Origin of the sequence: Paraburkholderia caffeinilytica, assembly GCF_051027425.1 — a bacterium.
GTDB lineage: Bacteria > Pseudomonadota > Gammaproteobacteria > Burkholderiales > Burkholderiaceae > Paraburkholderia > Paraburkholderia caffeinilytica_A.
In genome coordinates this window covers 2,775,584-2,796,693 of sequence record NZ_CP186553.1, presented here as the reverse complement: position 1 = coordinate 2,796,693, position 21,110 = coordinate 2,775,584, and the positions used below count along the sequence as shown (strand labels likewise).

22 protein-coding genes are annotated in these 21,110 nt (G+C 62.1%); 20 read left to right on the top strand and 2 right to left on the bottom strand.

The genetic code is table 11. The annotated features are described in order from the left end of the window. Positions 1 to 141 precede the first annotated feature (141 nt). From ACOSV0_RS32855 to ACOSV0_RS32840, 4 genes are all read left to right on the top strand, one after another. A complete protein-coding gene (locus ACOSV0_RS32855) occupies positions 142 to 351 on the top strand; it encodes a hypothetical protein (RefSeq protein WP_434111731.1) in 210 nt (69 codons plus the stop codon). Then, positions 351 to 1,328 (top strand): M23 family metallopeptidase, encoded by a 978-nt coding sequence (locus ACOSV0_RS32850; RefSeq protein ID WP_434111729.1) that lies wholly within the window; start codon positions 351 to 353, stop codon positions 1,326 to 1,328. Before ACOSV0_RS32855 ends, ACOSV0_RS32850 begins: the two co-directional genes overlap by 1 nt. Continuing rightward, entirely contained in the window at positions 1,321 to 1,719 is a 399-nt protein-coding gene (locus tag ACOSV0_RS32845; RefSeq protein WP_434111728.1) for a hypothetical protein, read from the top strand. Before ACOSV0_RS32850 ends, ACOSV0_RS32845 begins: the two co-directional genes overlap by 8 nt. 182 nt (positions 1,720 to 1,901) lie before the next feature. Continuing rightward, entirely contained in the window at positions 1,902 to 2,333 is a 432-nt protein-coding gene (locus ACOSV0_RS32840; protein ID WP_434111727.1) for a bactofilin family protein, read from the top strand. A 16-nt stretch (positions 2,334 to 2,349) separates the two neighbouring features. On the opposite strand, the gene ACOSV0_RS32835 is transcribed toward ACOSV0_RS32840, so the two are convergent. After that, a complete protein-coding gene (locus ACOSV0_RS32835) occupies positions 2,350 to 3,156 on the bottom strand; it encodes a hypothetical protein (RefSeq protein ID WP_434111726.1) in 807 nt (268 codons plus the stop codon). 116 nt (positions 3,157 to 3,272) lie between these two features. Beyond that, positions 3,273 to 5,342: a putative bifunctional diguanylate cyclase/phosphodiesterase gene (locus tag ACOSV0_RS32830; RefSeq protein WP_434111724.1), complete on the bottom strand. Its 2,070-nt coding sequence runs from the start codon at positions 5,340 to 5,342 to the stop codon at positions 3,273 to 3,275. Positions 5,343 to 5,828: 486 nt separating this feature from the next. Between ACOSV0_RS32830 and ACOSV0_RS32825 the strand changes: the two genes are divergently transcribed. The 16 genes from ACOSV0_RS32825 (at position 5,829) to ACOSV0_RS32750 (ending at position 21,060) form a co-directional block, all read left to right on the top strand. Continuing rightward, positions 5,829 to 6,110 (top strand): hypothetical protein, encoded by a 282-nt coding sequence (locus tag ACOSV0_RS32825; protein WP_434111722.1) that lies wholly within the window; start codon positions 5,829 to 5,831, stop codon positions 6,108 to 6,110. 334 nt (positions 6,111 to 6,444) lie between these two features. Next, the gene (locus ACOSV0_RS32820; RefSeq protein WP_434111721.1) at positions 6,445 to 7,023 is read left to right on the top strand and encodes a glycine zipper 2TM domain-containing protein; all 579 of its coding nucleotides are present in this window, start codon (positions 6,445 to 6,447) and stop codon (positions 7,021 to 7,023) included. Between the two features lie 371 nt (positions 7,024 to 7,394). After that, entirely contained in the window at positions 7,395 to 8,090 is a 696-nt protein-coding gene (locus tag ACOSV0_RS32815) for a phosphatase PAP2 family protein (protein WP_434111720.1), read from the top strand. A 249-nt stretch (positions 8,091 to 8,339) separates the two neighbouring features. Beyond that, positions 8,340 to 8,519: a hypothetical protein gene (locus ACOSV0_RS32810; protein WP_434111719.1), complete on the top strand. Its 180-nt coding sequence runs from the start codon at positions 8,340 to 8,342 to the stop codon at positions 8,517 to 8,519. A 194-nt stretch (positions 8,520 to 8,713) separates the two neighbouring features. Continuing rightward, positions 8,714 to 8,968 carry a hypothetical protein gene (locus ACOSV0_RS32805; RefSeq protein WP_434111716.1) on the top strand — a complete coding sequence of 85 codons (255 nt, stop codon included), beginning with the start codon at positions 8,714 to 8,716 and terminating at the stop codon, positions 8,966 to 8,968. Positions 8,969 to 9,144: 176 nt separating this feature from the next. Further along, complete coding sequence (locus tag ACOSV0_RS32800) at positions 9,145 to 9,555, top strand: rhodanese-like domain-containing protein (RefSeq protein WP_434111714.1); 411 nt, start codon at positions 9,145 to 9,147, stop codon at positions 9,553 to 9,555. A gap of 132 nt (positions 9,556 to 9,687) precedes the next feature. Beyond that, positions 9,688 to 10,653, top strand: coding sequence for a transcriptional regulator FtrA (ftrA, locus tag ACOSV0_RS32795; RefSeq protein ID WP_434111713.1), 966 nt, complete (start codon positions 9,688 to 9,690; stop codon positions 10,651 to 10,653). 154 nt (positions 10,654 to 10,807) lie between these two features. After that, the gene (locus ACOSV0_RS32790; protein WP_434111711.1) at positions 10,808 to 11,761 is read left to right on the top strand and encodes a hypothetical protein; all 954 of its coding nucleotides are present in this window, start codon (positions 10,808 to 10,810) and stop codon (positions 11,759 to 11,761) included. 9 nt (positions 11,762 to 11,770) lie between these two features. After that, complete coding sequence (locus tag ACOSV0_RS32785) at positions 11,771 to 12,538, top strand: hypothetical protein (protein ID WP_434111709.1); 768 nt, start codon at positions 11,771 to 11,773, stop codon at positions 12,536 to 12,538. A gap of 52 nt (positions 12,539 to 12,590) precedes the next feature. Next, on the top strand, positions 12,591 to 13,808 hold the full coding sequence (locus tag ACOSV0_RS32780; RefSeq protein ID WP_434111708.1) for a DUF2252 domain-containing protein: 1,218 nt from the start codon (positions 12,591 to 12,593) through the stop codon (positions 13,806 to 13,808). A gap of 286 nt (positions 13,809 to 14,094) precedes the next feature. Beyond that, entirely contained in the window at positions 14,095 to 15,504 is a 1,410-nt protein-coding gene (locus ACOSV0_RS32775) for a GH1 family beta-glucosidase (protein WP_434111707.1), read from the top strand. A 122-nt stretch (positions 15,505 to 15,626) separates the two neighbouring features. After that, a complete protein-coding gene (locus ACOSV0_RS32770; RefSeq protein ID WP_434111705.1) occupies positions 15,627 to 16,868 on the top strand; it encodes an ABC transporter substrate-binding protein in 1,242 nt (413 codons plus the stop codon). Between the two features lie 9 nt (positions 16,869 to 16,877). Beyond that, positions 16,878 to 17,819, top strand: coding sequence for a carbohydrate ABC transporter permease (locus ACOSV0_RS32765; protein WP_434111703.1), 942 nt, complete (start codon positions 16,878 to 16,880; stop codon positions 17,817 to 17,819). Further along, positions 17,819 to 18,730: a carbohydrate ABC transporter permease gene (locus tag ACOSV0_RS32760; protein WP_434111701.1), complete on the top strand. Its 912-nt coding sequence runs from the start codon at positions 17,819 to 17,821 to the stop codon at positions 18,728 to 18,730. The genes ACOSV0_RS32765 and ACOSV0_RS32760 overlap by 1 nt, the downstream gene beginning before the upstream one ends. A gap of 15 nt (positions 18,731 to 18,745) precedes the next feature. After that, on the top strand, positions 18,746 to 19,936 hold the full coding sequence (locus ACOSV0_RS32755; protein WP_434111699.1) for an ABC transporter ATP-binding protein: 1,191 nt from the start codon (positions 18,746 to 18,748) through the stop codon (positions 19,934 to 19,936). 62 nt (positions 19,937 to 19,998) lie between these two features. Continuing rightward, positions 19,999 to 21,060 carry a LacI family DNA-binding transcriptional regulator gene (locus ACOSV0_RS32750; RefSeq protein WP_434111697.1) on the top strand — a complete coding sequence of 354 codons (1,062 nt, stop codon included), beginning with the start codon at positions 19,999 to 20,001 and terminating at the stop codon, positions 21,058 to 21,060. Positions 21,061 to 21,110: the final 50 nt, after the last annotated feature.

The following is a 21,110-nucleotide window of genomic DNA, read 5'->3' as shown; positions in this document are numbered from 1 at the left end:
CCGCATCCTATGTGGCATCGTGACATCTCGTATTGCTGTCTGTATTTGAGATGATGGTTCGTGATGCCAGGCGATAATCGGCGCCCTTTGTTCATTATCGCCACCGGTATTTTGTCCGGTCGATGCCGCATGCAGTTAGCCTTGTCCACCAATTTCCTGTCCCGCTTCAGCACATCTGGCACGTCCAGCAAGCTCAGCAAGCTCAGCAAGCTCAGCAAGCTCAGCAAGCTCAGCAAGCTCAGCAAGCTCGCCACGTCCAGTACGCGGGACGCGTCCAACACACCTACCGTGTGTCATGCCGCCCGTACGCGGCCCTGCACGGGCCGCATGGCGCGTGCCTGGAGCCGCTGATGTCCTCCATGTTTCGCGCCGGCCGTCGGCTTTCCAGCGGCTCGCTCAGTTTCGTTACGCGCCGCACCGCGCTGACCATCGCGGTTGCCGCGGCGTTCTGCGCAGCCGCGTTGGCGCTCGCCGCCGGCATCGCGATCGGCATGCATTGGCCGGCGCACGGCGGCTCCGGCGATCAGGCGGCGAAGCGCGTCGAGCACGACTATGCAATCGATCAACTCGGCAAGCTGAATGCGTCCATGGCGCAGATCGAACCGCGCATCGCGCGCCTGACGGCGCAAGTGGGCGCGTTGAGCGATTTCGAAGCACGACTGAATACCCCGCGTCCGGCGCCACGCGCACCGATCATGCCGGCCGCGCCGGGCGCCGCCTCTGAACCGAACCCACCCGCTGCCGACAGCGAAGGCGAGGGCGGCCCTTCATTGCCGCCGCGCCGCTGCACGGAGGTCATGCCGCAACCGGCCGGTCATGCCGATGCCGGCCGCACCGGCCAGCAACTGGATTGCATCGCCGCAACGCTGTCCGCGCTCGAGCAACAAACCGCCGACCACGCGATCGCGTACGCCGCCTTCCCCGGCCGCATGCCCGCCGATGGCGCGCGCTTCGGCTCGCCGTTCGGCAACCGGACCGATCCGTTCACGCACCGTTTGAGTTTTCATCCGGGCATCGACCTGGTCGCCAAAACCGGTACGCCGATTCTTGCGGCAGCGGGCGGCCGGGTGATCTTCGCCGGCGAGAAGCCGGGCTATGGCAACGCGGTCGAAATCGATCACGGCAATGGCCTCGTGACCCGTTACGGCCACGCGTCGCGCATTGTCGTGCGTGTCGGCGATCTGGTGCTGCCGCGCCAGTATGTCGCCGATATCGGCTCGACCGGCCGCTCCACCGGACCGCATCTGCATTTCGAGGTGCTGGTCAACGGCGCGCCGGTCGATCCGGCTGCCTACCTCGCGCTATTCGCGCCTACGCCTCATGGTTGAACGACGTTTTTCCCGCGATGCGGACAATCTGACCCATCGTGCCTATACGTTGCAGCCTGCGCGGCCGCTCGTCCTTCGCGTGACGGTGTGGGTCCTCGTGTGCGCGCTCAGCGCGGCGGGTGGCGCAGCGGCCGTTGCGGCGTGGCACACGCAGCGCCCGGGCAGAACGGCTGATCCATGCAACGCGGCACCCGTCGACGCAGGCCGCGAACAGACGGAACTCGCCCGCACGCGGCTTGCGCTGGCGCAGGAATCGGCGGCGCGCGCCGCAGTACAAAAAACCGCGGACGGCGCGGCTGCCGACGTCGCGCGATTGAACGCCGAAGCGCAATTCCTGCGCGGCCAGAGCAAGACGAAGCCGCCGGCGCAAGCGGGGGCGCCACGCCGCTAACCGCGGATGAACGGTCCCGTGAGCGGCCTCGCGCCAAACCATAGTCAATGCCGTACCGAGCCGACACAGGCAGCCCCGCAACGCGGCAAGCGCCGCAATTGATCGACCGACTGAGCAACCCACTCCCGGATCGTCGCCCGGAAAGCATCACGCGACGAACATTTTCATTTTCAGGAAAACTTATGTTCAGCAAGAAAAAAGCCGCGGGCATCCAGCGGACCAAGCTCGCCACTCTTATCGCTCACGACGTGCGGATCACGGGCGACCTCCTGTTCAGCGACGGCCTGCGCATGGACGGCCACGTGAAGGGCAATGTCAGCGGCGCGCCGGACAGTCAGACGCTGCTCGTATTGAGCGACCGCGGCTCGATCGAGGGCAACGTGCATGGCTATGACGTGGTGGTCAACGGCAGGATCGTCGGCGACGTGATCGCCGATCACTTCGTCGAGTTGCAGAGCCATGCGCATGTGACCGGCAACATCTACTACCAGCAGTTGCGGATGGATTGCGGCGCTTCGGTGGACGGCAAGCTCACCCGGTGTGAGGCCGCTCAGACAACACCGGTTCTTGCGTCCCTGGCCGACGCCGTACGCGAGGAGCGCGAGGCCGGCTAAGCGGCCGCGCTCTGCGTCAAACCGATCCCGGCAGCGACTGGCGTTGCATGGGCGCATCGTGGCCGAGCACATCGCCGTGAGGCGAGCGCGCTTCGCGCAGGCCGCGTATTTCCCGTGATTCGGCAAGACGTTCCAGCGCACCGCGGTCGAGTGTGGCGAGCATGTCGCGTTCAAGGATCAGTTGGCGCAAAGCCAGCACGATCAGGCCGATAGCCAGCAGCAGATCGCCGGCAAACACGACGGCGTAAACCGCCGAGGTGGTTCGAGGATTGCCATACATCAGTGTCATGTTGGCGCGGTCGAGTGCCACGAGTATGAGCGGCACGATGGCATTGAGCGTCGCAATGGCGCTGCCGATTGCCACGAGCATCCGTGCCGGCCCGAGATGCGGACGGCGCCGGCGGTACACCTCATACAGCGTCGCTGCCCGGCACGGCGCGAAAAACAGCGCCAGCAGGCTGGCGCGGACCAGCAGCGGCGCATCCAGGGCCAACACGATTCCATGCAGCACGCAGAACACGGCAGTGACGGCAAGGCCGGCACGCCACGGTGTCGAAGCACCGAACAGATCGCGCGTGCCGACCCAGATCAGAATGCGGCTTTGCAACGCCAGGGTCGCGGTGGCAAGCAACAGCAGATCGGTGTGCCAGATCGCGTGCAACGCGAAGCAGGCCGTGGCGGAGGCAAGCAGATAAAAACCGATGGCCCAGAAGCGGAAGGCGCCGACATGCGCGAACATGCGCGAAAGCGCCGTCGTAATGAGGGCGCTGCACAAAAATGTGATCAGCCAAACCGTTTGGAACGTTGCTACGTCAATTTTCATGAAATCTCCAGCAGCCAGTCTGCCTGTTCCTGCTTATCGGTAAAACGAGGCTGCGCCGCGGGCGCGCCCGATGAACCACTGAACCGCGTAGTCCTACGCGTTGCAAATCCGGATGCCTAGGCGGCCACCATTCTTTCGCGGAGCAGCTCGCCGAAGGCGTCGGCGGTGAGCGGCTTGCCCAGCAGGAAGCCCTGCATCTCGTCGCACATCATCGACTTGAGCATGTCGAACTGCGATCTGGTTTCGACGCCTTCGGCTACCACGTCCATTTCCAGCGAGTGAGCGAGCGCGATTATTGCCGAAACGATCGCGCTGCCTTCCGGACCATGCTCGTCGAGCCCGTTGGTGAAGAAACGGTCGATCTTCAACTGCTTGACGCGGAAGCGTTGCAGATAGGCGAGGCTGGAATAACCCGTGCCGAAATCGTCGATGGCGATTTCAAAGCCGCTTGCCTGGAATCCGCGGATCATCTCGATGGTTTTCGGCGCGTCCTGCATCGCGACGCTTTCCGTGATTTCGAACATGATCTGTTCGCATTGCACGCCTTCGGCTTCTACGATCTCGAGCATCGTCGCGACAAGCTTCGGTTGCGACAACTGGCGCGGCGACAGATTGATCGCCACTTTCATCGACGGCAGGCCTTGCTCGATCCAGCGGCGAATCTGCTGGCACGTTTCGCGCACGACCCAGTAGCCGATCTGCACGATCTGGCCGGAGCGCTCGGCAAGCGGAATGAACTCGAGCGGCGCCAGCGTGCCGAGTTCCGGATGATGCAGGCGGATCAGCGCTTCGGCACCCGCCAGCGAGTCGCCGCGGCCGTGAAACTTCGGCTGGAAATGCAGCGAGAAATGTCCGTCGGTGAGCGCCTCGTGCAGCGCGTGTTGAATTTGCAGCGCGCGCGTCGCGGCTTCATTCATGCTTTGCTCGAAGAAGCGATAGGTGCTGCGGCCCGCGCGCTTGGCTTCGTACATGGCCGCGTCGGCATGCTTGAGCAGCGTGTCGACGGTATCGCCGTCGTAGGGAAAAAGCGCGATGCCGATGCTCGGCATCACCTGCAGCGGTTGCGAATCGGTCCATACGCCCTGGCGCATCCGGTCGAGCACGTCCTCGGCCATCGTGCCGGCGTCTTCACGCGACGCCAGGTTCTCGGACAGCACGACGAACTCGTCGCCGCCGAGACGCGCGACAGTGTCGCTCGCCCGCACGCACAACAGAAGACGCTGGGCGAAGGCGGACAGCACTTCGTCGCCGGCCGAGTGGCCGAGCGAGTCGTTGATGGTCTTGAAGCCGTCGAGATCCATGAACAGAATGGCGAACAGCGAGTGCTGCCGGCGTGCGTTATGGATTGCGCGGTTGATGCGATCGGTGAGCGTGCTGCGGTTGGGCAGGCCCGTCAGCGTGTCGATCGTGGCGAGCCGCACGATCTGACCGCTCAGCGTCGACACCGAGCCGATCAGAAAGCTGGTGCGGGCATCGAAACGCGACAGGATCAGCGTGACGATCAGAATCGCGAACGTGAACAGGATCACCGAAGTGGCGAGCCACGCGGCGTCCACGCCTCTGGCCGCGCCGCACACGGCGCCGGGCGGAAACTCGGCGGCCGCCATGCCGGCGTAATGCATGCCGCTGATCGCGACGGCCATCACCAGCGCGGCGCCGAAGCGCTTGCGCACCACGTGGTGGGCGTCGTCGTTGCTGAGTGCGCGCGCCATCCACAGCGCAGCGGTCGACGCACCGGCCGCGATCGCAAGCGAGCCGGCGAACCAGCCCGGCCGATAGTGGATGCCCGGGGCCATTTGCATTGCAGCCATGCCGGTGTAGTGCATGCCGGCAATGCCGGCGCCCATCAGCACGCCGCCGGCCACGAGCCGAAGCGGCGTCAGCCGCGCTTGCGTCGTCACGACCAGCGCCAGATACGACACGCCGATCGCGAGTCCAAGCGAATAAGCGGTGGTCGCGAAGTCGTAGCCGAGCGGGATCGGCAGCGAGAAAGCCAGCATGGCGACGAAGTGCATCGACCAGATCCCGACACCGAGCGCAGCGGCGCCGCCCAGGCGCCAGGCGTGCCGCAGACGTGCCGAGGCCAGCAGGAAGATGCGGCCGGTCAGATCGAGCGCCGTGTAAGACGCCAGCGCCGCGACGACGAACGAGATGGCGACCAGCCAAAAATTGTATGAGCTCTGCATGTTAGGTCCAACCGCGGGAGAGGTGCGGCTGAACCTGTTATCGACAGTTCGTGGCGTTTATTTAATTGATTTTCAATATCTTAACCATAGGTGTCGAGCACCTCCCGGCTGGCCGGGGGTTGCGCAAGGGTGAGCCCTTCGCCGAGCCGGCCCGTGATGCCGCCGATCATCAATCTGGCGGGCCGCCCCGGATCGGACGGTGGCTCCTGCCGGCGCGAAAACTTTGTAACTGACAGTCACGCTAACGTACAGCGGTGCAAGGCGATGGGTGATTCGCCAGCGGCAAAAAGCGATTGCATATTTGGACGCCTCGTTTCCATGCGATGCGCGTCCTGGCCGGCCGGTTAGCGATCACAAGAACAATTCGTTACAAGTTCGCGTTGAAGCAGACGTAGCAACGATCCACACTGCGTTCGATCAACAAACGATGGCCATGCGTGACGTGGCCGGTATGCAGCGTATTGCTGCTTTTTCTCGGGGGATAACATGAAACGTTTCTTCATTGCCGCGGCTTTCGCGGGTTTCGGAATCGGAGCGTCGGGTCTGGCGAATGCTGTCGACGTCGGGGTTGGCATCAACATTGGCACGCCGCCGCCCGTCGTGATTGCTCCGGCACCGGTGGTGGTCGTGTCGCCAGGTTGGCACGGCGACCGTTACTGGGACGGACACCGCTACTGGGACCGCGACGAATGGGAAGAGCGTCATCACCATCATGGGCCTGGGCCCGATCACTGTCCGCCGGGACATGCGAAAAAAGGTGAGTGCTGATCAGCGTTTCGAACTGCGGCCGCGAGGAAGCACGTAAGCGCGTTCCAGCGGCTGTGTTCGGACACGTCCGTTTGTTTAGTGCCCGGCACGCATCAGGCGATCGATTCAACGTGACGCCGCGACGCCGCTCATCCGTCGAGCGAAGCGTCCGGGGATGCGTCGCAGACAAACTTCACAAGTCAGCAAGGCGATGTGTTTGACTTGAGCGTTGGCAGCGGAACAACTTACACACTGTTACGCGGCGCAGTGAAAAAATTCGGTAACGCTTCCTTATACTCGATGCCGAACTTCAACTTCGCCCGCTGACATGCGGCGTCAAGATGTCGAGAGCATCATGTACAACACGCAATTTGCCAAACCAGTCTTTTACATCGCGCTGTGCGCAGCTTTATCCCTGAGTGGATGCGTGGTTCCTGGCGCGAACATGCCGTACGGTGCGAGTTCGGCTCAGCCCGCCTATGCGCAACCCGCCTATGCCCAGCCGGCGTATGCGCAGCCAACCTATCCACAGCCGGTTGGCAGCGCAGGGGCCTATGGCAGCGCGCCTCCTGCAAGCTCCGGTTACGGACTTCAGTATGGGGTTATTTCGGAAATTCAGCCTCTCGCCACCTCCAATGCGATGAGCCCGGGCAGTGTAATGGGCACGGTGGTCGGTGCGGTCGTCGGTGGTGTGGTCGGCAATCAGTTTGGCGGCGGGCATGGCCGCGACGTGGCGACCGTAGTGGGTGTGCTCGGCGGCGCGGTGGCCGGAAATCAGATCGGCCAGCAGTACAGCAATGCGGCCCCGAGCGCGTATCGAATCGTTGTGCAACTCAATGACGGGTCGTCACGCTCCTTCGACGTGCCTTCACCCGGCGATCTCCGTCCGGGCGACCGCGTGAGGATTGACGGAAACCGGCTGGACCGTTCCTGATCGATCTGCTTGACGGTATGGCCGGCGCCTTGCGAGTTTTTTCACTGGATAGCCAGTCGTTTCGCCGCAGCATGCGCCGGCCTGTATTTCCGGACCCTGGGGCGACGTGAGTTGCCCGCGTCTGCATACTCGTTGACTGGCGTGCGCCCACGCCAGGATCGCATGCTCGTATAAATCTGACCGAAATCAGATAGCAGTTAATCCGGCTTCGCTTCTGCGCACCCGATCTCGCCACTTTGCATGTGAGAATCGCCAGAATCTGTAGTTATTCTAATCATTTAATCGCCTGATGGCGACGCACATCGAGCAGTTCGATTCAAGTCGGTTAACCCGACAAACTTACTGCCGCGCATCGAAACGGAGGTGTTGAAATGAACAGTTTCGATACATGGATCCAGGTTTTCCTGACGGACAATGTTCTTCGCTCGGCTGCGATGAATCACGCAATAAGGGTGATCGCGGGCCAGATAATGTTCAAGGGTCTCATACTCATACCAATCTTGTGCTGGTTATGGTTCAGGCCCAGTCAGCGTGCTGAATGGGAACGTGAGATGGTCGTCGCGACGATCGCGAGCGGCCTTCTATCGCTCGCTGTAGGCAGACTCCTTGCGGACTATTTACCGTTCAGGGTGAGGCCGCTCTATAACGCCGAGCTGCATCTGAACTTTCCGTCAGTCGGTCTGCAGGAGGCCGCAGTGCGTACATGGAGTTCATTTCCGAGCGACCATGCGCTGCTGTGGATGTCGATTGCGACGGGCATCTTTCTTATCAGCCGCCGTGTCGGTGTGCTCGCGCTGCTGTACACGGCCGTTTTCATATGCTTGCCGCGCGTTTATCTCGGGTTGCACTATCCGACCGATGTACTCGCGGGAGCGGCACTCGGTGTAGCCATTACCTATATAGCGACTCGGGATTCCATTAGAGCGCGCTATGCGGCGCCGGTCCTGCAATGGATGAACAGGTATCCCGGGTTAGGTTACACGCTGGCGTTTCTTTTGTGTTTTGAACTGATCACCCAGTTCGACGAACTGCTTCTGTTCATGCGGGCAGGCTTAAAAGCGTTATGAACGTGTGGAATTGCCGTGCCGACGAGGCCTCGGTGATCGTGGACAAGAAGCTGTCGCGGGCAGAGTGCGACGCAGAATACCGACGGCTACTGGATAGCCGGTCGGGATGAAGTATGAGTGACCGGAACGGATCGACTTCTGCCTGTCCTTGTCTGCCGCCGCGCGAGCGCACGACGGGTTACGTTCGGACACACTTCGTTGCGAATCAAAATACGTCCGCCATCTACAATCCGCGCACGGAGAAAGAACATGATCAGACTTTTGTGTGTCGTTGCGCTTGCGGCCAGTTTGTCAGGCTGCATTGTCGCTCCGTACGGCTATGCGCCTGCGCCGGCCTATGGATATGGTTATGCGCCAGGGTACTACGCAGCGCCTTCCGTCGATGTCGGCATCGGTTTCGGCGGTTACGGGAACGGCTGGCGAAGATAGCTTCGTTGCGCCCCGGCTTCGTTGACGAACGTGTCGCGTGTCGCTCGAGCCGAATACGGTTGCCCCGGATCTCGCTATCGATTGGCGGCCGTCTGCTGACCATCGGGCTAGGCGCCACCGTACTGGATGCAGGCGGCGTTCTCAAGCTGTCCGGCTGCCTGTCGTGCGCACCAATCTTATAGGGGAAAGTCAGAGTGAAGAAGAATACGAAAATTTCGATCGTCCTGTTCGCGCTGGTCGTGCTCAGCCCGCTGGCGCATGCGAGCCTGGCTACAGGCGCCCACGAATTCAAAAACGACGTCAAGACGGCAGGAAAGAAGAGCGGGCATGCTGTGCGCGATGCCACGCATGCGGTCGGGCGCGGTGCCAAGACAGCAGGCCATGCCGTTGCCGATACAACAAGGCACGGCTATCACGCGACGAAAAAGTTCGTGACGGGACACGGGTAAAGGTCGCCGCGCTGTGACTCGCCACCCTGTCGGATAGCATTGAGTGCAACGACACGGTTGAGTGCGAAGGCGATCGCGTGGCGTGATGTTACCGGAATATGTCGATTGCGCCGCTAGCCGATCGTGCGGGAGAACGGGACAATGCGTTGCCCTGATACACGCATGAGGAGCTCGATATGTCACCCGTCTCAGCCGTTCCGCCTGCCGACAGCGCTGCGGCGCTCGCTCACTTCAATACTTTGCTTTCGTTCGAAACCGATTGCGCTGACGTACACGCTGCACTTGCAAGCGACAACCCGATTTCCGTCGATTTCGTACTGCTCGACGTGCGCAGCCCCGCACTTTACGCGCGCGGCCATGTGCCTGGCGCCGTGAACCTTCTGCACGGCAAGATTGTGGCGTCCAGGCTCGCTGAGTATCCGCCCGATACGCTCTTCGTCACCTACTGCGCGGGTCCTCACTGCAACGGCGCAACGCGCGCCGCAATCAAACTTGCCCAGCTTGGCCGCCCGGTCAAGGTAATGATCGGCGGCATGACGGGCTGGATCGACGAGGGTTTCCAACTGGCTATCGGCAACGAGTCGTGATCCATAAGCGATTCGCGAGGCGAGCCAGTCTGAACCTTGCGAATTGCGTGTGGCGACGCCTGTATTGCGTATCCGCGACGCCGCATATGCCGGGTAAGCGGCGCAATCGTCAATCTCCGGTAACATCGCGCCATGCACAATCATCTTGTCGTCGCACTGGCTTACGATCGGCTCTGTACGTTCGAATTCGGCTGTGTGACCGAACTGTTCGCGCTCGAACGTCCTGAACTCGGCGTGGACTGGTATCGCTTCGCCGTCTGCGCGAGCGAGCCCGGTCCGATTCGCGCAGCCGGCGGCATTACCGTCGCGGCGCCGTACACGCTCAAGCTGCTGGATCGCGCCGACACCATCGTCATTCCCGGCTGGCGCGATGCTGACGAGGTGCCGCCCGAGCCCCTGCTGAAGAAGATTCGCGCCGCTTATAAGCGCGGCACGCGCCTGTGTTCGATCTGCTCCGGCGTGTTCGTGCTGGCGGCCTCCGGGGTGCTCGACGGCAGGACCGTCACGACGCACTGGCGCTACGCCGACAAGTTGCAGCAGCGTTATCCGCAATTGCATGTGCAGCCGGATGCGTTATATGCCGATGAAGGGCAGATCATCACCTCGGCGGGATCGGCGGCGGGGCTCGACATGCTGCTGCATCTGGTGCGGCGCGATCACGGCAGTGCAGTCGCCAACCGGGTCGCGCAGCGGCTCGTGGTGCCGCCGCATCGCGAGGGCGGTCAGGCGCAGTTCGTGCCGCGGCCCATGCCGCAAGACGAAGGCGGCCGCCTTGCGAAGCTGATGGACTGGGTGCGCCGCCATCCCGCGTTGCCGCATACCTTGCGTTCGCTCGCCGAGCGGGCGGCCATGAGTCCGCGTACCTTGCAGCGGCAGTTTCACGATGCCACCGGCATGGCGCCCTACGAATGGCTGTTGCGCGAACGCGTGGCGATCGCGCGAGATCTCCTTGAAGCGCCAACTCCGCTGCCGATGGCGCGTGTGGCCGAGCTGGCGGGCTTCGGTTCCGAAGAATCGCTGCGGCGGCACTTCCGGCGTATCGCGCTGACGAGCCCGGGTGCGTATCGTAAGAAATTCGGGCCGCAGGCCGGGGTGTAGGCTGTGAGGTAGATGCGCATCGCTTAAGGGTTCGCGCAATTGCCGATTTTCTGTCAGCATCACGGCCAGCGTCCTTGGCAATCTACGTCAAACGTACCGCGCATACGGCTACTTGAAGCGCATGTTCGAAATGCGTCATGGCCCTCTCTTTCTCATGAACGTCAAAACTGCCGTCACTGCTGCCGTTATCGTCTCTGCTGCTGTTGCCGCGCTCATGCCTGTGCTCGTCGCGGCGCAAACGGAAGCGGTCGATTCGCGCGCCGAACTTTATCGCCGCAACCTGCTGGCGGGCAAGGACGTGCCGTGTCGCACAAATGCGTCGTGCGCGGCGTTGGGTGTGGCCGCGCTCGAAGCGGGGCGCATCAAGGACGCGCAGACGCTGGTCGAAATGGAAGCCGTGCTCGCCGAGGCCACGGCCATGCAGGCCGGCGAGGCGAATTCGCCGAAAGCAACCAGTTCGGCGCGGGCGCGCGTGGCGATGGCGCTGGTCCATCAGGGCGACGTGCAACTGAAGCTGGGCGCGTTGCCGGATGCGCGTGCGTACTACCGGACCGCGATAAGCCGCGGTGACGACTATCCCAACGACGCGCTGCTCGGCCGTGCCGTAGCGGCCGCGCGTCAGCGTCTCGAGTCGATCGCCGGTAAGGGGGTAGTGAGCGGTGTGCCGCCGGGCGGCGCGCGTTTCGCCAGTTATATGTTTTTCGGTGCGTGGAACAGTATCGAGGTGAAGCCGGTGAAAGGGCGGCGCGGCGTCTATCGGATCGACGGCGATTTCGTGTATCCGACCGTGGGCGCCGACGGCCAACCGAGCGCGAACATGGGCAGCCTGTCGGCTTATGTGCGCTTCTACGACGGCGTGGCACGCGTGCCGGTAACCGATGGCGGCGGCGATGCGCCGCTCGACGCCACCGCCAGGATCAGCAACCTCGCGCCTTATGACAAAAACGCGGACAAAAACGCGGACAAACATGCCGACAAATGTCTGATCGAGTTCAAGCTCTCCGCGCCGGAGACGCTCGATGTGGCGACGCATGGCTCAGTGACCGAATGCGGTTTCGGTTTCAACGTCACTGCGGACGGACGTTACTATCTGATGACAGGCTCCTGACGCTCGCTTATGCCAAACATTCTCGATTATCCGGTACTTGTCTTTATCGCCTGCTTCGCTGCGATGTGGCTGGCGGCGCGCATCGGCGCGTCGCTGTTGCGCAGATTCAGAAAAATCGACGAGGCTGCACGTGACGACTTCAGCGTCATTCAGGCCGCCACGCTGACGCTGCTCGCGCTGATCATCGGGTTCACGTTTTCGATGGCGGTGGGCCGCTACGATCAACGCAAGAACTACGAGGAAGAAGAGGCGAATGCGATCGGCACCGAGTACATCCGCGCCGATCTGCTGCCCGCCGCGGATGCGGCGACCGTACGCGGCTTGCTGAAAACCTATCTCGACGAACGCGTGCTGTTCTACACGACGCGCGACGTCGCCGAGCTCGCCAGAGTCAATGCCGAGACATCGCGCCTGCAGGATGCAATGTGGACAGTGGTGAAGAATGCCGCGGCCGCGCAGCCCACACCGGTGGCCGCGCTTGCTGTCGCCGGCATGAACGATGTGCTCAACACGCAGGGTTACACGCAGGCCGCGTGGTGGAATCGCATTCCCGACGCGGCGTGGGTGTTGATGGTGCTGATAGCCGCGTGCGCCAATGTGCTGGTCGGCTACGGCGCGCGCGGTTTGAAAGCGGGAGCCGGGTTGTTGCTGATCGTTCCGCTGATCGTGTCGTTGTCGTTCATGCTGGTCGCCGATATCGACAGTCCGCGCGGCGGTGTGATTCGTGTGAAGCCGCTCAATCTCCATGCACTCGTGGCTTCGATCCGCTCGCATTGAACCCGTACTGAATCCATACTGAACCGTAACGCGCCGCTTGAAGGGAAACCCCATGTCCGATATCGCACAGACCATTGCCAGCTTCAATACCGGTCGCGATCCTGAACGTCTCGCCATGAAATACAAGCTCATGCGCGGCTCGCCGTTCGTGTTTCTGCGCGGCACCTGTCATCTGTTTTACGCGCGTCTGCCGCGCGACAAGGTGCTCGACGATGCGCCGCCGGTGTGGATTTGCGGCGATATGCATGTGGAAAATTTCGGTAGCTATAAGGGCGACAACCGCCTCGGCTATTTCGACAACAACGATTTCGACGAAGCCTGTCTCGCGCCGAATCTTTACGAACTGGTGCGGCTGCTCACGAGCGTGCTGGTCGGCGCGAGCGATCTCAAACTGAGCCGCGCAGAGGCACTCGCGCTTTGCCACACCGCGGTGGATGCCTACGGCGCGGCGCTCGCTTTCGGCAAGGCGCGCTGGATCGAAGCGGAGACGTCGACCGGGATGGTACGCGATCTGTTCGATGCACTGGTGAATCGCACGCGCGCCGCGCATCTCGACCGGCGCACCACGCTCAAGGGCAAGACCCGCGTGCTCAAAGTGGACGGCAAGAAAGCGCTGCCGGTAAGCGACAAGGCGCGCGCCGACGTGACCGCGTTCATGGATCGGTTCGCCGCCGGTGAACCCAATCCGGACTTCTATCGCATCCTCGACGTGGCGCGGCGGATTGCCGGCACCGGCAGCCTGGGCGTGGACCGCTACGTGATTCTCGTCGAAGGCAAGGGCTCGCCGGACGGCAACTATCTGATCGATCTGAAAGAGGCGTTGCCTTCTTCGGTGACGCCGCATGTACACACGCCGCAGCCGAAGTGGCGGAGCGAGGCGGAGCGGGTGGTTGAAATCCAGCGGCGCAATCAGGCGGTTTCGCAGGCGTTCCTGCATGCGGTGGATTTCAATCAGCGCTCGTATGTGCTGCGCAGCTTGCAGCCGTCGGAAGACCGTGTGGCATTGAGCGACTGGGACGGCAAGCTGCCGCGGCTCGAAGCGGTGGTCAACAGCATGGCCGAGTTGAGCGCGTGGGGGCAACTGCGCAGCAGCGGGAGGCAGAAGTCGTCGATTGCCGACGAGCTGATCGCGTTCGGTAATCGCAAGGATTGGCAATTGCCGTTGATCGAACTCGCGACGCAGTGCGAAGCGCAGGTGCAGGCTGATTGGAAGGCGTATTGCGAGGCGTATGACGGCGGGGCGTTTAATTTGCCAACCACCAAGCCTTGAAATTTGCGATGCTGGCGGCGGCTCAGCGCCGATTACACACGCTGCATGGCGTCTGTAGCGGCGTTACCGTCATACCCCGCCTCGCGTTTCTTACGTCGTTCGTCACGTTGTTCTAAACATCTCCCATGCGCGGCGCATCGCAATGCCGCGCATGCCAGCAAGCCCTCCAGACAAACCCTGATTGCTGCGCTGAATCTCGCACTGCTATCGTTCGCAGGTCTTGTGGAAGCGCTTCCACTTCGGCTTCCGCCTTACGGTTCAACGACCTCAGTGCAGGAGAGAATCCGTGGCAAACGACGCATTCGCTGTATCCGACACAATATCCCGAGACCTCGGCGCGCTTGCCGATCCCTTCACCCCGCCCGCGGACTCTTCGCTGTGGCGCAAAAACTTCCTGTTTGGCGCCGCCACGGCTTCGTACCAGATCGAAGGCGCCGTGAATGAAGACGGCCGCCTGCCGTCGATCTGGGACACCTTCTCGGCGAAGCCCGGCAAGGTGCTGGCCGGCGACACCGGCGAGGTTGCCTGCGATCACTATCACCGGTGGGAGGCGGACATCGATATGCTGGCCTCGCTCGGCCTCGAAGCCTATCGGCTTTCGATCGCATGGCCGCGCGTGATGGACGCGGCAGGCGCGCCCAATCGCAAAGGGCTCGACTTCTACAAGCGCCTCCTGAACCGTCTGAAAGAGAAGGGCATCACGACCTTCGTGACGCTTTATCACTGGGACTTGCCGCAGCATCTGGAAGATCGCGGCGGCTGGCTCAATCGCGACACCGCTTACCGTTTCGTCGACTACGCCGACCTGATGAGCCGCGAACTGGCCGGCACGGTCGACGCCTGGGCGACGCTCAACGAACCATGGTGCTCGGCCTATCTTGGCTACGGCAACGGGCACCACGCGCCGGGTCTCGCCGACGGACGCTTTGCAACGCAGGCAATGCATCATCTGCTGCTCGCGCATGGCCTTGCGATTCCGGTATTGCGCGCCAACGATCCGGGCTCGCAGAAAGGGATCGTCGCCAACGTCGGCCGCGGTACGGCCAATAGCGACAGCGCTGCGGATCAGCGTGCAGCGCATCTGTTCGAAGTCCAGCACAATGCGTGGATTCTCGATCCGCTCTTCAAGGGCGCGTATCCGCAAGACCTGTTCGAGTTGTGGCCAGGCACCGAGCCGCTGGTGCTCGACGGCGACATGCAGACCATTGCCGCACCGCTCGACTTTCTCGGTATCAACTATTACTTCCGGACCAACGTTGCGAGCGACGGCGCGCACGGATTCCGGGACGTGCCGCTGGAAGGCGTCGAACGCACGCAGATGGGTTGGGAGGTGCATCCCGATGGTTTGCGCGATCTGCTGACCGGTTTCGACCGCACCTATCGCAACCTGCCGCCGATCTATATCACCGAAAACGGCATGGCCTCGGACGATCAGGTGATCGACGGCCATGTTGTCGATACGCAGCGCATCTCGTTCCTCAAGCGCCACCTCGCGGCGGTCGATCAGGCGATCAAGGCCGGCGTGGATATTCGTGGCTATTTTCTGTGGTCGCTGATGGATAACTTCGAATGGGCGTTCGGTTACGAACGCCGCTTCGGTATTGTGCACGTCGACTACAGTACACAGAAGCGCACAGTCAAACGGAGTGCGGAATTGGTGGCGAAGTTTTTGAAGGAGCGTAGGGCAGAGGTTTAACGGCAGGTCGACAGCTTTGCATGGGACCGGAGTAAGTGCTAAAGCACTAACTCTGATCGACAGCTTTGCATGGGACCGGAGTAAGTGCTAAAGCACTAACTCCGGTCGACACAGGAGACGGAATGAACAGCAGAAAAATGGCCCTGAAAGGCGTCGTTTCAGCACTGATGTTATATGGCGTCGTCGCGCATGCGGCCGAACCCCTGAAAGCCAACGTGATTCACTGGTGGACTTCGGGCGGCGAATCGGCCGCGATTCGCCAGTTCGCCGATGCATACAACAAGGCCGGTGGCCAGTGGGTCGACAATGCCGTGGCCGGCGCCGATCAGGCACGCTCCACCGCGATCAACCGGATCGTCGGCGGCGATCCACCCACCGCCGCGCAGTTCAATACGTCCAGGCAGTTTCACGACCTGATCGACCAGGGCCTGCTGAACAATGTTGACGAGGTCGCCGCGAAAGAAAACTGGAACGGCGTGTTCCCGCAATCGATCATCGACAGCATCAAGGTGAAGGGTCACTACTACGCCGCGCCGGTCGACATTCACATGCCGGCCTGGTTCTTCTACTCGAAGCCGGTATTCCAGAAAGCCGGCATTGCCGCCGAGCCGAAGAGCTACGACGAATTTATCGCCGATCTCACCAAACTGAAAGCCGCGGGCGTAATTCCGCTCGCGCTGGGCGGTCAGCCGTGGCAGGAAAAGATCACGTTCGACGCGGTCTTTGCCGACGTCGGCGGCCCGGATCTTTATCTGAAGGTGTACCGCGATCGCGACATGAATGCGGTCAAGTCCGATGCGTTCAAGAAAGTGCTCGCGCAGTTCAAGCGCTTGCATGACTTCGTCGATCCGGGCTCGCCCGGCCGCAACTGGAACGATGCCACCGCGCTGGTGATTTCCGGCAAGGCCGGTGTGCAGATCATGGGCGACTGGGCCAAGGGCGAATTCTCGGCGGCCAACCAGATGGCCGGCAAGGACTTCGGCTGCTTCCCGGGTTTTGGTCCGCACTCGCCGTATCTGGTCGCGGGCGACGTATTCGTGTTCCCGAAAACCGACAATGCCAACGCAATCAAGGCGCAGAATCTGCTTGCCACGGTGATGACCTCGCCGGCCGCGCAAGTGGCATTCAGCGCGAAGAAAGGCTCGATTCCGATTCGTCCCGATGTGGACGCCAGCAGTCTCGACATCTGCGCGAAGGAGGGCATGGCGATCATGAAGGACAAGTCGCGTCAGTTGCCGAATCCGGAAATGCTGCTCTCGCCTGACACGCAGGGCGCGTTGATCGACGTCATCACGAACTTCTGGAACAAGAACCAGTCGGTCGACGACGCGCAGAAGGCGTTTGCCAGTGCGTTGAAGAGCTAGGCGCTCACCATGCAAGCGCTCAAGCTGCAAGCCGACGGCGCCAGGCCTCGTAAAGGGCCGCTGAAAAAGCCGCTAAAGAAGCGCTTGCCGATAGCAGCATGGGTAGCGCTTCTGCCGATGGTCCTGACCGTCGTGTTCGCGTATCTCGGCACGATGGTCTGGACCGCGCGCGTGTCCCTCAGCAACTCACGCACGTTTCCTTCCGGCGACTTCGCGGGCCTCGCGCAATACACGCGGCTTTTCAATAACGACCGCTGGCTGCTGTCGCTGCAAAACATCGTGGTTTACGGCGCATGCTTCATTGTCGCGTGCATGGTGATCGGTTTGTTGCTGGCGATTTTTATCGATCAGCGCGTGGTGGCGGAAGGCGCGTTGCGCACGGTGTTTCTCTATCCCTATGCGATGTCGTTTGTCGCGACGGGCCTGGTGTGGCAGTGGATTCTCAATCCGGAACTGGGCGCGCAAGCGGTGTTGCACAAGCTCGGGTTCGTGCATGCGCGCTTCGACTGGATCGTCGATCAGGACTGGGTGATCTACACCGTCGTCATCGCGACGGTGTGGCAGGCGTCGGGTCTTGTGATGGCGTTGCTGCTGGCCGGCTTGCGCGGTATCGACGACGAACTGTGGAAAGCCGCGCGTATCGACGGCATTCCGCGCTGGCGTGTGTACGCGAGCATCGTCGTGCCGATGCTCGGGCCTTCCATGTCCACCGCGTTCGTGCTGCTCTTCGTGATGGTCGTCAAGCTCTACGACGCGGTGGTCGCGATGACGCAAGGCGGCCCCGGCACGGCCAGCGAAGTGCCGGCGAAGTTCATCATGGATTACCTGTTCGGACGCGCAAATATCGGCCTCGCGTCGGCAGCGTCGATCGTGCTGCTGGCCACGGTGCTCGCGATTCTCACGCCGTTCTTCTATGCCCGCAGCCGCGCCGCGTTGCGCAAGGAGGTGTGATGAACACGCTGAGCCCTCCGCTGAAGGGCGGCACACCGAGCCGTACGCGGCGCCGCCGCAGGGCGTTTACACCGGCACGCCTGGGCGTCTACGCGTTTCTGATCACGGCGGCGTTGTTCTTCCTGTTGCCGCTTTACGTCATGCTCGTCACCTCGGTCAAACCGATGAGCGAGATTCGCCTCGGCAATCTGCTCGCTTTCCCCACGCATTTCACACTCGACGCATGGAGCGCCGCATGGCAATCCGCCTGCACCGGGCTCGATTGCAACGGCATTCAGGTCGGCTTCTGGAATTCGGTGCGGATTGTCGTGCCCAGCACGGTGTTCTCGATCGTGATCGGCGCGGTGAACGGCTACGCGCTGTCGTTCTGGCGGCCGCGCGGGGCCGGGTTGCTGTTCGGCGTGCTGCTGATGGGCGCGTTCATTCCCGTGCAGGTGATGGTCTATCCGCTCGTGCGCGTGCTCGCGAGCGTACACCTGTTCAGCTCGCTGCCGGGCATCGTGGTGATTCACACCATCTTCGGCATGCCGGTGATGACGCTGCTGTTTCGCAACTACTACGCGTCGATTCCGCAGGAGCTGTTCAAGGCGGCGCGTATCGACGGCGGCGGTTTCTGGCGCATCTTCCTGCAACTGATGCTGCCGATGTCCACGCCGATCATCGTCGTCGCGCTCATCATGCAAGTGACGGGCATCTGGAACGACTTCATACTTGGCCTGGTGTTCGCCGGCACGAAAAACCTGCCGATGACCGTGCAACTGAATAACATCATCAACACGACGACCGGCGAGAGGCTCTATAACGTCAATATGGCGGCGACCATTCTGACCTCCATGGTGCCGCTCGCGGTCTACTTCATTTCGGGCCGCTGGTTTGTGCGCGGCATTGCGTCCGGCGCCGTCAAGGGATAGGTCAAGGAATACGGCATGACAAACGTGGCGAATACGGCAGATGCGGTGGCACATCCGGTGGCCGGCGCGGCAGACGTAGCTGAAGCCGGCAATGTGGCGGATGCGGCGGGCCTCGCGCATCCAGCCAACGTGTCGGTGCGCAATCTGAAGATCCAGCTCGGCGCGAATACGGTGATCGAGAATCTCGATCTCGACGTGCGAGCGGGCGAGTTCGTGGTGTTGCTGGGCCCATCGGGCTGCGGCAAATCCACCTTGCTGCACAGTATCGCGGGCTTGATCGACGTGAGCGACGGCAGCATTGAAATTGCGGGCGTTGACATGACCTGGGCCGACCCGAAAGATCGCCGTATCGCGCTGGTGTTTCAGTCGTATGCGTTGTATCCGACCATGAGCGTCGAGCGCAATCTGTCGTTCGCGTTGCGCATCAACGGCACGCCGAAGGCGGAAATCGAGCGGCGCGTGACGCGGGCGTCCGAGATGCTGCAACTCGGCCCGCTGCTCAAGCGCAAGCCGGCGCAACTTTCGGGCGGCCAGCGGCAGCGTGTGGCGATCGGCCGTGCGATCGTGCGCGAGGCCGACGTGTTCCTGTTCGACGAGCCGCTGTCGAATCTCGACGCCAAATTGCGCACCGAATTGCGCCGCGAACTCAAGCAATTGCATCAGCGTCTGGGCGCGACGATGATCTACGTGACCCACGATCAGGTCGAAGCGATGACGCTCGCCACGCGCATGGCCGTGATGCGCGGCGGCGTGATCCAGCAGTTCGGCACGCCCGCCGAAGTCTATGCGCGGCCGAACAATCTGTTCGTCGCGACGTTTCTGGGCTCGCCGGCGATGAATCTGCTCAAGGGCACGCTCGAGACGCATGACGGTTCGCTCTACTTTTGCACGGCGCATTTGCGGCTCGATGTGTCGGCTTATCCTTTCAAAAACCTGCCTGCGGATCGTCTGCCTTGTGTGCTCGGCGTACGGGCTGAAGACGTGCACGTGGGCGAAGGATCTAGCACAAAAATAAGCGGGCACGCGAACATTTCACTGATCGAGCCGATGGGCAACCACCGGGTCATCTGGCTCGATTATCATGGAGAGCAAATCGCGTCGATCGACCAGACGAAGACGCCAGCAGCGGTAGGGGATGCCGCGGCGTTCTCGTTCGACGGCGCGCATATTTCGCTGTTCGACGAAGCAGGCGGCGCGCGTTTGTAGTGAATGTTTGTAGCGACTGCATGCAACGTCGTTGAATACAACAGGGCTTGACGGAGAACCGCGTGGCAACACTCAAAGATGTTGCGGCACTGGCCGGCGTCGGCATGTCGACTGCGTCACGTGCCATTTCCGGCAAAGGCCCCATTTCCGCCGATGCCGCCGCACGTGTGAAGGCCGCTATCGAAGCGCTGAATTTCCGGCCGTCGTCCATCGGCCGCGCCATGGCGACGCAATCGCTCGGCATGATCGGCATCTTCGTGCCGACCTTCTTTGGCTCCTACTACGGCACGATTCTCAAGCAGACCGACACCGAACTGCGCGCGGTGCGCCGCCACGTGGTGGTGGCCACGGGTTGCGGAGAAGTGTCGCCGCGCGAGCAGGCCATCGAGGCGGTGCGTTTTCTGATCGGCCGCGATTGCGACGGCGTGGTGGTGATCAGCCACGATCTGCACGACGAAGATCTGGACATGCTGCATCGCATGCATCCGAAGATGGTGTTTCTGAATCGCGCGTTCGATCAGTTGCCGGAAGCATCGTTCTGCGCGGATCATCGGCGCGGCGGTGAACTGGCGGCGCGCACGCTGCTCGATCATGGGCATCGGGACATTGCGGTGATTTCCGGGCCGTTCAGCGCGTCGGACAATCAGATCCGGCTCGAAGGCTTCTTTGCCGAGTTGTTGCGGGAGGGCATCGCACGCGAGGACGTCACGCTGATCGAATCGGACTTCTCGCCGGAAGGCGGCTACGCTGCCGCGCAGAAACTGCTCGATTCGAAGCGGCGCTTCACCGGCCTTTTTTGCGCGAACGACACGATGGCGGTGAGCGTACTGGCGCGCTTCCATCAGGCCGGCATTGCCGTCCCGGACGAAGTCTCCGTGATCGGCTACGACGATGATTATTCGGCCGCCTACGCCGCGCCTGGACTCACCTCGGTGCATATCCCGACGGCGGAGTTGACGCAGAACGCGGTGCGCTGGCTGGTCAATCAGTGCTATCGGACCTCGTGGGAAATCTTCCGTGAGTTTCCGGTGAGCGTGACGATGCGGGAGTCGGTGGGGCCGGCGCCGGGTGTGGCGGCTTCATCGGTCAAGGTCGCGTCGGCCGGTTTCAGTGGCACGCCGTAGTCTCTTTGCCTCTTGCCTCTTGCCTCGTTGCCACGCGAGCGGCGCGCAGG

Coding starts and splice junctions, on each gene's coding strand:
- ACOSV0_RS32835 (WP_434111726.1), bottom strand. CDS start 3,156: ATGAAAATTGACGTAGCAACGTTCCAAACGGTTTGGCTGATCACATTT.
- ACOSV0_RS32850 (WP_434111729.1), top strand. CDS start 351: ATGTCCTCCATGTTTCGCGCCGGCCGTCGGCTTTCCAGCGGCTCGCTC.
- ACOSV0_RS32760 (WP_434111701.1), top strand. CDS start 17,819: ATGAACACGCTGAGCCCTCCGCTGAAGGGCGGCACACCGAGCCGTACG.
- ACOSV0_RS32755 (WP_434111699.1), top strand. CDS start 18,746: ATGACAAACGTGGCGAATACGGCAGATGCGGTGGCACATCCGGTGGCC.
- ACOSV0_RS32815 (WP_434111720.1), top strand. CDS start 7,395: ATGAACAGTTTCGATACATGGATCCAGGTTTTCCTGACGGACAATGTT.
- ACOSV0_RS32820 (WP_434111721.1), top strand. CDS start 6,445: ATGTACAACACGCAATTTGCCAAACCAGTCTTTTACATCGCGCTGTGC.
- ACOSV0_RS32840 (WP_434111727.1), top strand. CDS start 1,902: ATGTTCAGCAAGAAAAAAGCCGCGGGCATCCAGCGGACCAAGCTCGCC.
- ACOSV0_RS32810 (WP_434111719.1), top strand. CDS start 8,340: ATGATCAGACTTTTGTGTGTCGTTGCGCTTGCGGCCAGTTTGTCAGGC.
- ftrA (WP_434111713.1), top strand. CDS start 9,688: ATGCACAATCATCTTGTCGTCGCACTGGCTTACGATCGGCTCTGTACG.
- ACOSV0_RS32825 (WP_434111722.1), top strand. CDS start 5,829: ATGAAACGTTTCTTCATTGCCGCGGCTTTCGCGGGTTTCGGAATCGGA.
- ACOSV0_RS32800 (WP_434111714.1), top strand. CDS start 9,145: ATGTCACCCGTCTCAGCCGTTCCGCCTGCCGACAGCGCTGCGGCGCTC.
- ACOSV0_RS32790 (WP_434111711.1), top strand. CDS start 10,808: ATGAACGTCAAAACTGCCGTCACTGCTGCCGTTATCGTCTCTGCTGCT.
- ACOSV0_RS32845 (WP_434111728.1), top strand. CDS start 1,321: ATGGTTGAACGACGTTTTTCCCGCGATGCGGACAATCTGACCCATCGT.
- ACOSV0_RS32785 (WP_434111709.1), top strand. CDS start 11,771: ATGCCAAACATTCTCGATTATCCGGTACTTGTCTTTATCGCCTGCTTC.
- ACOSV0_RS32765 (WP_434111703.1), top strand. CDS start 16,878: ATGCAAGCGCTCAAGCTGCAAGCCGACGGCGCCAGGCCTCGTAAAGGG.
- ACOSV0_RS32830 (WP_434111724.1), bottom strand. CDS start 5,342: ATGCAGAGCTCATACAATTTTTGGCTGGTCGCCATCTCGTTCGTCGTC.
- ACOSV0_RS32770 (WP_434111705.1), top strand. CDS start 15,627: ATGAACAGCAGAAAAATGGCCCTGAAAGGCGTCGTTTCAGCACTGATG.
- ACOSV0_RS32780 (WP_434111708.1), top strand. CDS start 12,591: ATGTCCGATATCGCACAGACCATTGCCAGCTTCAATACCGGTCGCGAT.